Genomic DNA, 10,830 nt, shown 5'->3' on the forward strand with positions numbered 1-10,830 from the left:
CTCGTCAACCCGTACGTCGCCGCCGAACGCGGCTACGTCGACGCCGTCATCCCCCCGTCCCACACCCGCGGACAGATCGTGGCCGCCCTGCGCCTACTCGAACGCAAAATGGTCACCCTCCCGCCCAAGAAGCACGGGAACATCCCGCTATGAGCGTCGGCGAATCATTGGACAGAGTGACGGATCTCCCCGAGGACGACATGGGCACCGAGACCAGTCCGGATGCGTCGTCGCCAGTCAACGGTTCCGCAGCGGACACCACGCTCGAGGAGGGCGCAGTCACCGACCTCCCCGCCGACGGTGCCGCAGCCGATGCGGCCCGCGAGCCGTTCTTGAAGGTGGTCAAGGGTTCGCCCTCCGACGAGGAGATCGCGGCACTCGTCGCGGTGTTGTCCGCGGTCGCGGCCGCAGGCAGCGGTGATCCGGATTCGGGTATCCCGCCCGAGTCCTGGGGTGCCCCCACCCGGATGCACCGGAGTGTCGCCCCGTTCTCGCCGTACGCGTTCCCGAACGTATCGGCGTACCGGCGTTGATCCGGGCCTCGTGACGTCCTTCGTTCTCGCCTCGGCGTCCCCGGCGCGGCTGGCTGTGCTGCGCAGCGCCGGGGTGGAACCGGTGGTGCGCGTCTCCGGAGTCGACGAGGACGCCCTCATCGCGGCACTCGGTGCCGACGCCGCCCCCGAGCACGTCGTCACCGAACTGGCCCGCGCCAAGGCGAAGGATGTCCTCCCCGTTCTCGCACGGGACGGGATCTCGGATGCCGTCATCGTGGGATGCGACTCCATGCTGCTGATCGACGGCGCCCTGCAGGGCAAGCCCGGGAGCGTCGACGTCGCGCGCGAGCGCTGGTCGTCGATGGCCGGCCGTAGCGCGACCCTGCTCACCGGGCACAGCGTCCTGCGGATCGCCGAGGGCGCGGTGGTGGGTGACGCACACGATCACAGCGCCACCGTGGTCCATTTCGCAAGCCCACCGGACGCCGATCTGGAGGCCTACCTGGCGACCGGGGAACCGCTCCAGGTCGCGGGTGCGTTCACCCTCGACAGCCTCGGCGGATGGTTCGTGGACCGTATCGAGGGCGACCCGTCCAGCGTGATCGGGATCGGTCTGCCACTCGTCCGGAGGTTGCTCGCGGACGTCGGCGTCGGCGTCGCCGAGTTGTGGGCGACGTCAGGCCGCGGCGACTGACCGGTCGTCGACCAGCTGGTTCCGGCGCGGCAGGGTCAGCGACGCCACCCCGATGGCCGCGGCGACCGCCGCGATGATCCAGAGGATGCGGCGTTCCGCCTGCAGGAACGCCTCGCCTGCCGCACTGCGGGTCGATTCCCGGGCCGCGACCACCGCGGAGTCGGCGATCTGCTGCTGGGCAGCACCGAGCGGGGCCCCTCCCGATACCGCTGAACGGCACTCGTCGGGCACCTTCATCGGGGACGTGGACCCGAGTTGTTCCGACGCGCAGCGCACGAACGTCTCCTCCGCACGCGGGATCAGCCCCGGCGGCACCCCGACCTCGGCGAGCTGAGCGGTGAGCGCCGGCCGCTCGGCCTGCACCGCGTCCGCCGACTGCGTCGCGACGAGGTTGAAGAACACCACGCCGATCACCGCGAGCCCGATCGAACTGCCCACCTGCTGGACCGTCGGCAGCAGCCCGGACACCGAACCCGCGTTCTCCGGTCGCACGGTCGCGAGGATCGCCGTCTGGAGCGGCGCCACGAACAATCCCAGCCCGGCTCCCCCGATGAACAGGGGCCCGGCCAGCGCCGACCACCTCGGGTCGGTGCCCTCGTGCTGCAGTTGCGCCGCCAGCACGACGAGGGAGCCTGCGAAGAGCACCATCCCCGACGGCAGGACGAGGTTGCCGATGCGCCGGTAGACGGCGGCGGAGGCCAGCGCCGCGAGACCGGTGCCGAGTGCCCACGGCAAGGTCATCATCCCGGCCCGCAGCGGGGAGAACCCGAACCCGAACTGCAGGGTGAGGGAGATGGTGAAGATCAGCGACGTGAGCGTGCCGAAGAACACGAACGCGATGGCCGCGCCCAGCGAGAACGCGCGGTCGGTGAACAATTCCAGGCGCAGGACGGGGTCGCCGCCGCGGCGCCCGAGCCGCCACTCGTAGACGACGAAGGCGATCAGCACCGGCACCGAGCACAGCAGCATCACCACGATCGACGTCGGCCAGCCGCGTTCGCGTCCTTCCGCGAGCGGAAAGATCAGGAGGAACAGCCCGACCGCCGACAGCACGGTGCCGCCCAGGTCGAGTTGGCGAACACCGTCCGGCTTCGCGTCGACGAGATAGAAGTAACCGAGGACCAGGGCGGCGAGACCGAGCGGGAGGTTGACGAAGAAGATGAGCCGCCAGCCCCAGCCGAAGAGGTCCCACTGGATGAGAAGTCCGCCGACGAGCGGGCCGCAGATCGTGGCGAGCCCGATGGTCGCGCCGTAGATCCCGAACACCCGCGGGTGGGCGCGTTTCGGGAAGAGTCCCGAGATGATGGCGAACGTCTGCGCCGACATCGACCCCGCCGCGAGCCCCTGCAGCGCCCGCGACACGACGAGAGCGGTCGGCGTCTGGGCGAGCCCGCAGAGCAGTGAGGCGACAACGAAGACGGCCAGTGCGGTGAGGAAGACGCGTCGCCGGCCGAGGAGATCCCCCAGTCGCGCCGCTGTGATCAGCGAACACGCAAAGGACAGCGTGTAGACGCTCACCATCAGCAACTGCGCCGACACCGAGGCGCCGAGATCGACCGCGATGCTCGGCAGCGCGACGTTGACGATGGTCGCGTCCAGGAGTTGCATGAACACGGCGGCGAGACTGGTGGCCAGACCCAGCCAGGGGACCCACCGACCGAGTTCGCCCCGATAGAGTGCGTCACGCTGGGTCACAGGCATCCGGACAGGCTAGCGGCTCGAACCTCACGGGTTGCTGTGAGGTTGTTCCGAAGTTGCTGGATGGTACGCGAAGAACTTGCAGCGTAGAACCCCTTTGGCTGACACTTGACTAAACTGGGACCGGCCTGTAATCAGTCTCATACTTCTTTACCTCTCGCGGTAAGGCACTCGGTGCCGCATCCTGTTGCGAGAAGGCCGTGCCACACCCGACCGATCTCGCAATCTCGATTCGACACCAGGAGCCGCTCGATGGACTTGAACTTGATCACCCACTGGAAGCCGGAACCTGGGCGGGTAGTCGAGTGGAAAGTCACGGACGCGAGTGCACGTGCGGCTGCCGAGGCGCCGGTGGATCCGGCGCTGCCGACGACGATGCAGGAACGGCATCTGCGGCGGGCCCGGCAGGCGGCGAACAACGGCGAGACCCAGTCACCGTGGATCGGCATCGCGTTCGACTTTCCGGGCAGGCTCGATCGCGCGGCGATGACCCGCACCCTCGAGCGCTACGTCCTGCGGCACGACACGCTGCACAGCTGGTTCTCGTTCGAGGATGCGGACGCGGACCCCACGGACGCCGGCAACGCGGTCCGGCGGCACGTCGTGCCTGCCGACTCCATCGCGCTCACCGCACACGAGGGCGAGGCTCTCACCACCCCCGAACAGGTGCGTGACCACATCGCCGCGCGCTTCGCGAACGACACGAGCGCGCTGGCCTGGCCTGCATTCGTGTTCGGTGTGGTGGAGCACTACGACACGGGGGCACCCGGAACCGAGGACAGCTTCACCCTGTTCCACGCCGTCGATCACGCGCACACCGACATGCAGTCGATGATCCTCACGTTCGCCGAGACCCGGATCCTCTATCAGGCCGAACTCGACGGCGCGGAGCCCGAACTGCCGGATCCGGGAAGCTACGTGGAGTACAGCCGGCGGGAACGGGAGAAGGCTGCGACGCTGACCCTCGCCTCCCCCGAGGTCCACGGCTGGATCGGCCACCTCACCCGCAACGGCGGAACCTTCCCGAGCTTTCCCCTCGACCTCGGCGCCTCCGACGCACCCAAACCGGCCATCGGCAGCCGGTTCGACCTCGCCGACGCCGACGAATGCGAGCGGTTCGGCGCGGTGTGCAAGGCCCACGGTTCCAACTTCATCGGCGGCGTGTTCGCGGCCCTTGCCATCACCGAACACGAGTTGGTCGGGCGCGACCGCTACATGGCGCTGTCCCCCCTCACCACTCGCAACGATCCGCAGTTCTACTGGTCCCAGGGGTGGTTCATCAACCTCGTTCCGGTCGGGTTCGCCCTGGAGGATGCCACGACGTTCACCGGGCTCGCCGGACGCGCGCAGGACGCCTACCGTTCGGGCAAGGCTCTCGGTGAGGTGTCCGTGCAGCAGGTGATCGACACCGTGCTCGCTCAGGCCGGCCCCGAGGCGACGTCGCATCACACCACGCTCGCACCGCCGCCGATCGTGTCGTACATCGACGGGCGGCGGTTGCCGCAGACCGAGAATTTCACGTCGACCCGCGCGACCGGCATCGTGGGTGGCAAGGCCACCCAGATCGCGTCGATCTGGATCAACCGTGTTCTCGAGGGCACGTGGATGGCTGTCTCGCATCCGGACACCGAGGAGGCGCACCGGTCGGTGAGCGCGTATGCCGAACGATTGTCGACCATCATGAAAACCGTGGCGCGCGACGGCGATTACACGGTGACGCCCTTCGCGCCGGCGGCCGCGGAATTCGCGACTGCCACAGGGGCGGAGTAGTGCACGTCACGTCCATCGACCGGTACATGCTCGAACCCGGCCTGGTGACGGAGTGGTCCGTCGCGCCGGGCGAAGTGTCGGCCTCGGCGGTGCCGCCGTCGTACAACCAACAGTTCCATCTCGACACCGCACGCACGCACGGTGTCGGCCGAAGCGTCTGGATGGCAGCGGCTTTCGACCTCCCCGGCCGACTCGACCGGGACGCGCTCGCGCAGGCGCTGGTGCACTTCATCCGGCGTCACGACACGCTGCAGACCGGCTTCGACGTGAGCCCGGATGCAATGGCCCGGGTGGATCTCGACCCCGACGACATCACCGTCGTCGCGTCCGAGTCCTCGGTGACGACGTCACCGCACGAGCTCCGCGACCATCTGCGGTACCGGTTCACCGAGGCGTGCGATCCGCTGACGTTCCCCGCCTACCTGTTCGCGACCATCGAGCGTGATTCGCACTACACCGTGGTCAGTGCGTTCGATCACACACTCGTCGACGGGTATTCACTCGTCATCGCGCTGGGCGAACTCCGGCAGATCTATCAGCGCATCATCGGGCTCGGGCGCTCGGATGTGCTCACCGAGGCGCAGTTGACGGAGGAACTGGGCGATCCGGGGAGCTTCCTGCGGTACTGCGAACTCGAGGCCGAGGCGCCGGTCACCGAGATGGGCGACCCCCGGGTGCGGGAATGGGCCCGCTTCTACGAGCGCTGCGGCGGTACCGCGCCCAGTTTCCCGCTCGATCTGGGTGTCGAGGCCGGCAGGCCCGCCCCGCAGGGCGCCGACGTGCGTCCCCTCCTCGACGCCTCGGGCACCGACCGGTTCGAGGAGATCTGCCTGGACTCCGGGGGAAGCCTGTTCACGGGGACGCTCACCGCGATGGGCCTGGCCGTGCAGTCGATCAACGGCACCGACCGGATGCCGTTGCAGTTTCCGCTGCACATCCGCCGGGACCCGCAGTGGGCCAACGCGATCGGGTGGCTCACGACGAGCGCGCCGCTGACGGTCGAACTGACCCCCGACTGCGACTTCCAAGCCTCGCTGGCGCACACCCACGCCTCGTTCCGCACGGCACTCACGCTCGAGGGCGTGACGATGGCCCAGGTGCGGGAGGCACTCGGTGACGGATATCGCCGGACCCGCACCGATGTGTTCATGGTCTCCTACATCGACTACCGCAAGCTGCCGGGCACCGACGACCACGACGAACTGAACGCCCATCACATCAGCAACGTGACGGTCGCGGACGATGCCCAGTTCTGGATCTCACGCACCCACCGCGGTCTCGCGCTGCGGTCGCGGTTCCCCGAGACGCCGACGGCACGGCGTGCGGTCACGGAGTTCGTGGTAGGGCTGCGGGAGATCATGCAGGACATCTGCGAGAACGGTGTCACTCCCATCGCGGAGCTCACCAGTCAGCTGAACCTGGAGGGCACTCCGGTCGTCTGACCGCGGGAGGGCTCGAGCAGTCGCCGCTGCATCCCGACGGCGATCCCGGCCGCCTCGCTCTTGGCCTGCTGCGCCACGTCGCCGAGGAACAACTCGTCGACGCTGGACGTCCACAGCTCGACCCAGCGGTCGAAGTGCCGGTCGGTGAATCCGTGCCTGCCGTGCAGCGCCCGGTGCACGGCGCCGACGCTGCCGCGGTAGACGCCGGTGCGCAGCAGGATCGTCTCCCAGAAGTCGCACATGACGGGCAGGTGGTCGTCGAGGCCGATCACCATGAGCGTCTCGAATACCGGTTCGAGGACCGGGTCGGCGAATGCCCGGCCGTAGAAGTGCCGGAGCAGCAATTCCAGGTCGGCGCGCGTCGCGATGTCGGGCATGAGGCCTCCGTTCGGGTGCGAATCTACGCGCCCGCTGTCACCGTCCTCACCGTGTGCGGAAGGTAAGTGTGAACGCCGGTCGGAAGAACCTTCGGCGTCCGCCTAGAATTGATCCGTCCCCGTCGCATCTGCCCCAGGAGCCCACCCGTGCCCGTAGCGCCAGATCCCACCCAGTCCTTCGCCGAGTACGCCAATCCCGGTCGGCTCGTGTCGACGGAGTGGCTGTCCGCGAATCTGGGCACACCCGGCCTCAAGGTCGTGGAATCGGACGAGGACGTGCTCCTCTACGACGTCGGTCACATCCCCGGCGCCGTCAAGGTCGATTGGCACCTCGATCTCAACGATCCGGTGACGCGTGACTACATCAACGGGGAACAGTTCGCCGAGCTGATGAGCCGCAAGGGCATCAGCCGCGACGACACCGTCGTGATCTACGGCGACAAGAGCAACTGGTGGGCGGCGTACGCCCTGTGGGTGTTCACGCTGTTCGGGCACGAGGACGTCCGTCTCCTCGACGGCGGCCGCGACGCGTGGATCGCCGAGAACCGGGACACCGCGTTCGACGTCCCCGAGACCTCCCCCACCGACTACCCGGTGGTCGAGCGCAACGACGCCCCGATCCGCGCGTTCAAGGACGACGTGCTCGATCATCTCGGCAAGGGACCGCTGATCGACGTCCGTTCGCCGCAGGAGTACACCGGCGAGCGCACCCACATGCCCGACTACCCGGAAGAGGGCGCACTCCGCGGCGGCCACATCCCGAGCGCGCAGAGCATTCCGTGGGCCAAGGCCGCGGCACCCGACAGCCGTTTCCGTTCGCGCGGTGAACTGAACGAGATCTACGGCAGTGTTTCCGCCGACGACGACATCGTCGCGTACTGCCGGATCGGTGAGCGTTCCAGCCACACCTGGTTCGTCCTCACCCACCTGCTCGGTTACCCCAATGTCCGCAACTACGACGGTTCGTGGACGGAATGGGGCAACATGGTGCGCGTTCCGATCGTCAGGGGTGAAGAGCCGGGAGATGTTCCCGGCGCAACGTCATGACCGAACTGCCCGATTCGCTTGCCGAGATCGTCGACGACTTCGCCGCCGTCGACGGCTCGGACAAGCTGCAGTTGCTGCTGGAATTCAGCCGCGAACTGGCACCCCTGCCTGCCGAACTCGAGCAGGACGCGATGGAACCGGTGCCCGAGTGCCAGTCTCCGCTGTTCCTGTCGGTCGACGACTCCGATCCGGAGCACGTGCGACTGCACTTCAGCGCGCCCGCGGAGGCACCGACGACGCGGGGTTTCGCGTCGATCCTGCACCAGGGCCTGGACGGGCACAGTGCTGTCACCATCCTCGGCGTTCCGGACGATTTCTACTCGGCGCTCGGGCTCGCCGACGCCGTCAGTCCGCTGCGGTTGCGCGGCATGTCGGCGATGCTCGCGCGAATCAAGCGGCATCTTCGCGGCTAGGCAGGGTCTGAACACATACCGATGGAATTCACCGAACTTGCCGACTACCCCGTTCCGGTGGGTGCGCTCACCGAATGGCTGCCGTGCGCCCGCTCGGAGTGGGTGGACGATCCCCGTCCGGCGTCGTACATCCACGAGGCGCATCTGCGCCGGTGTGCCGATGCCGACGGTCGCGAATCCTGGCTGGGCACCGCATTCGAGATCCACGGCGCACTGAACGTCACCGCGTTCCGGACCGCGCTGGAGAAGTGGACCGATCGTCACGAGGTGCTGCGCTCGCACACGACGTTCGACATGGAGACCGAGCGGGTCTGCAGGCGGACCGTGCCGCAGGGCGGACTGCACGTGGGGGTCGTCAGCCACGGTTACGACGCCGCCGGCGGCGACAACTTCGCGCACCTGCAGCAACTGTTCGACGAGTACGCCTCGCCGCACAGTTGGCCGTCGTACGTTTTCGCGACGCTGGAAACCGTGCAACGCGACCGGTTCACGGTGTTCTTCGCGGCGGATCACTCGATCATCGACGGGTTCTCCATCGTGCTCGTCGCCCACGAGTTGACCGTCCTGTACGAGGAGGCGCTGTCCGGCCGCACGGCCAACCTGTTCCCCGTCGGCAGCTACATCGACTTCGGCCGCGAGGAGCGTGAGAACTCCACCGACGCCGAGGTGAAGCGTGAAGCGCTCGACGTGTGGCGGTCCGCACTCGAGGGGCCGGGGCTCCCCGAGTTCCCCCTGGAGGTCGGCCCGCGCACGTCGTATGCCCAGCAGAACCTGTCCGCGTGGATCCTCGACGCCGACCAGGCTGCCGCGTTCAACTCGGCGTGCCGCGAGGCGGATGTGGGGTTCTTCCCCGGCCTGCTCGCGTGCCTCGGCCTGGCCGGTGCCGAGGTGGCGGGCGACGACCGCTTCCGGACGGTCACTCCGGTCCATACCCGGCACTCCCCGCAGTGGGCGTCCGCGCTGGGCTGGTTCGTCGGTCTGAGCCCGATCGACTTCGAGGTGACCTCGGACGATTTCGCCGCCGTCGCGCGCGAGGCCGCCGACAGCGTGGCGCGGACGAAACCGATCTCGGTGGTCCCGTTCGACCAGATCGAGAAGGAACTCGACATCCCCATCCGGCCGCGCTTCGTCGTCTCCTACATGGACGTCCGGTTCGTGCCCGAAGCGGGCCGCTGGCACGAACGCAACGCCCGGGCGTTGCGGAGCCGGCAGTACACCCACGACGTGTACGCATGGATCAATCGCACCCCCCGCGGCGTCAATCTGGCGGTCCGGTATCCGGGCAACGACATCGCTGCCGCGAGCGTCCACACGTGGGTCGCGAGCCTCCGCCGGCAACTGGAACAGGTTTCAACCAGCTACCCTTCGGTAGGGTTGCGCAGCGTCGGACAGGCCTGACGGCAATATTCGGTCCGGTGGCAACACCGATCCGTTCGGTGCCTAGACTCCGAAGTGATGCCGTAACCCACCGCCGGTGAACACCCCCGGGGACCACCGCGGAGACAGACCATGCGAACCACAGGAGGCTCAGTGCCCAGTCATGCCAGCGCGCACATCACGAAGGTGCTCGTCGCGAACCGCGGTGAGATCGCAGTGCGGGTGATCCGGGCCGCCGCCGACGCCGGCCTGGCCAGCGTCGCCGTCTACGCCGAACCCGACGCCGACGCCCCGTTCGTGCGCCTGGCCGACGAAGCCTTCGCCCTCGGCGGACAGACCTCCGCCGAGTCCTACCTGGTGTTCGACAAAATCCTCGACGCCGCCACCAAGTCCGGTGCCGACGCCATCCACCCCGGCTACGGCTTCCTCTCCGAAAACGCCGACTTCGCCCAGGCCGTGCTCGACGCCGGCCTGATCTGGATCGGCCCCTCCCCGCAATCGATCCGCGACCTCGGCGACAAGGTCACCGCCCGCCACATCGCCGAAAAAGCGAACGCCCCGATGGCCGCCGGCACCAAGGACCCCGTCAAGAACGCCGACGAGGTCGTCGCCTTCGCCAAGGAATACGGTGTCCCCGTCGCCATCAAGGCCGCCTTCGGCGGCGGCGGCCGCGGCATGAAGGTCGCCCACACCATCGAGGAAATCCCCGAACTGTTCGACTCCGCCACCCGCGAGGCCGTCGCCGCGTTCGGCCGCGGCGAATGCTTCGTCGAACAATATCTGGACAAGGCCCGGCACGTCGAAGCGCAGGTCATCGCCGACCAGCACGGCAACGTCATCGTCGCCGGCACCCGCGACTGCTCCCTGCAACGCCGCTTCCAGAAACTCGTCGAGGAGGCCCCCGCCCCGTTCCTCACCGACGACCAACGCAACCGCATCCACTCCTCCGCCAAGGCCATCTGCAAGGAGGCCGGCTACTACGGCGCCGGCACCGTCGAATACCTCGTCCAGGGCGACACCGTCTCCTTCCTCGAGGTCAACACCCGCCTGCAGGTCGAACACCCCGTCACCGAGGAAACCGCCGGCATCGACCTGGTGCTGCAACAGTTCAAGATCGCCAACGGCGAGGCACTCGACATCCTCGAGGACCCCACCCCCCGCGGCCACGCCTTCGAATTCCGCATCAACGGCGAGGACGCCGGCCGCGGCTTCCTGCCCGCCCCCGGCCCGGTCACCAAGTTCGTGCCCCCCACCGGCCCCGGCGTCCGGATGGACTCCGGCGTCGAAACCGGCTCCGTCATCGGCGGCCAGTTCGACTCCATGCTCGCCAAGCTCATCGTCACCGGCGCCACCCGCGACGAAGCCCTCGCCCGGGCCCGCCGCGCCCTCGCCGAATTCCAGGTCGAAGGCCTGGCCACCGTCATCCCGTTCCACCGGGCCATCGTCTCCGACCCCGCCTTCATCGGCGACGGCACCTCATTCGACGTCTACACCAAGTGGATCGAAACCGAATGGGAC

General features: G+C 68.1%; 11 protein-coding genes. 9 read left to right on the plus strand and 2 right to left on the minus strand.

Annotated features, from left to right (window positions below; genetic code table 11):
- The 3 genes from ACFTZB_RS37055 to ACFTZB_RS37065 form a co-directional block, all read left to right on the plus strand.
- On the plus strand, positions 1-153 hold a 153-nt coding region (locus ACFTZB_RS37055), incomplete at its 5' end, for a carboxyl transferase domain-containing protein (RefSeq protein ID WP_378439592.1).
- Between the two features lie 23 nt (positions 154-176).
- Positions 177-533 carry an acyl-CoA carboxylase subunit epsilon gene (locus tag ACFTZB_RS37060; RefSeq protein WP_378439574.1) on the plus strand — a complete coding sequence of 119 codons (357 nt, stop codon included), beginning with the start codon at positions 177-179 and terminating at the stop codon, positions 531-533.
- A gap of 10 nt (positions 534-543) precedes the next feature.
- Positions 544-1,188 (plus strand): nucleoside triphosphate pyrophosphatase, encoded by a 645-nt coding sequence (locus ACFTZB_RS37065; protein WP_124396537.1) that lies wholly within the window; start codon positions 544-546, stop codon positions 1,186-1,188.
- Here the strand turns inward: ACFTZB_RS37065 and ACFTZB_RS37070 are convergent.
- A complete protein-coding gene (locus ACFTZB_RS37070) occupies positions 1,171-2,889 on the minus strand; it encodes an MFS transporter (RefSeq protein ID WP_378439577.1) in 1,719 nt (572 codons plus the stop codon). The two genes, ACFTZB_RS37065 and ACFTZB_RS37070, sit on opposite strands and share 18 nt — an antisense overlap.
- Positions 2,890-3,138: 249 nt before the next feature.
- Between ACFTZB_RS37070 and ACFTZB_RS37075 the strand changes: the two genes are divergently transcribed.
- Both ACFTZB_RS37075 and ACFTZB_RS37080 read left to right on the plus strand, forming a co-directional pair.
- Positions 3,139-4,656 (plus strand): condensation domain-containing protein, encoded by a 1,518-nt coding sequence (locus ACFTZB_RS37075; RefSeq protein ID WP_378439579.1) that lies wholly within the window; start codon positions 3,139-3,141, stop codon positions 4,654-4,656.
- Positions 4,656-6,098 carry a condensation domain-containing protein gene (locus ACFTZB_RS37080; RefSeq protein ID WP_378439581.1) on the plus strand — a complete coding sequence of 481 codons (1,443 nt, stop codon included), beginning with the start codon at positions 4,656-4,658 and terminating at the stop codon, positions 6,096-6,098. Before ACFTZB_RS37075 ends, ACFTZB_RS37080 begins: the two co-directional genes overlap by 1 nt.
- Here the strand turns inward: ACFTZB_RS37080 and ACFTZB_RS37085 are convergent.
- The gene (locus tag ACFTZB_RS37085) at positions 6,065-6,475 is read right to left on the minus strand and encodes a group III truncated hemoglobin (protein ID WP_378439583.1); all 411 of its coding nucleotides are present in this window, start codon (positions 6,473-6,475) and stop codon (positions 6,065-6,067) included. The genes ACFTZB_RS37080 and ACFTZB_RS37085 overlap by 34 nt on opposite strands.
- Positions 6,476-6,622: 147 nt before the next feature.
- Between ACFTZB_RS37085 and ACFTZB_RS37090 the strand changes: the two genes are divergently transcribed.
- From ACFTZB_RS37090 to ACFTZB_RS37105, 4 genes are all read left to right on the plus strand, one after another.
- On the plus strand, positions 6,623-7,522 hold the full coding sequence (locus ACFTZB_RS37090) for a sulfurtransferase (protein WP_378439585.1): 900 nt from the start codon (positions 6,623-6,625) through the stop codon (positions 7,520-7,522).
- Complete coding sequence (locus ACFTZB_RS37095) at positions 7,519-7,935, plus strand: SufE family protein (protein WP_015890050.1); 417 nt, start codon at positions 7,519-7,521, stop codon at positions 7,933-7,935. The genes ACFTZB_RS37090 and ACFTZB_RS37095 overlap by 4 nt, the downstream gene beginning before the upstream one ends.
- 21 nt (positions 7,936-7,956) lie before the next feature.
- Positions 7,957-9,333, plus strand: coding sequence for a condensation domain-containing protein (locus tag ACFTZB_RS37100; RefSeq protein WP_378439588.1), 1,377 nt, complete (start codon positions 7,957-7,959; stop codon positions 9,331-9,333).
- Positions 9,334-9,465: 132 nt separating this feature from the next.
- The coding region (locus ACFTZB_RS37105; RefSeq protein ID WP_378439590.1) for an acetyl/propionyl/methylcrotonyl-CoA carboxylase subunit alpha at positions 9,466-10,830 on the plus strand (1,365 nt) is incomplete at its 3' end.

The sequence above is a fragment of the Rhodococcus sp. NPDC057014 genome (assembly GCF_042673295.1).
Taxonomy (GTDB): domain Bacteria; phylum Actinomycetota; class Actinomycetes; order Mycobacteriales; family Mycobacteriaceae; genus Rhodococcus_F.

Bases quoted from the DNA above. Each gene is read 5' to 3' on its own strand.
- ACFTZB_RS37085 (WP_378439583.1), bottom strand. From the start codon at position 6,475: ATGCCCGACATCGCGACGCGCGCCGACCTGGAATTGCTGCTCCGGCAC.
- ACFTZB_RS37095 (WP_015890050.1), top strand. From the start codon at position 7,519: ATGACCGAACTGCCCGATTCGCTTGCCGAGATCGTCGACGACTTCGCC.
- ACFTZB_RS37075 (WP_378439579.1), top strand. From the start codon at position 3,139: ATGGACTTGAACTTGATCACCCACTGGAAGCCGGAACCTGGGCGGGTA.
- ACFTZB_RS37100 (WP_378439588.1), top strand. From the start codon at position 7,957: ATGGAATTCACCGAACTTGCCGACTACCCCGTTCCGGTGGGTGCGCTC.
- ACFTZB_RS37070 (WP_378439577.1), bottom strand. From the start codon at position 2,889: ATGCCTGTGACCCAGCGTGACGCACTCTATCGGGGCGAACTCGGTCGG.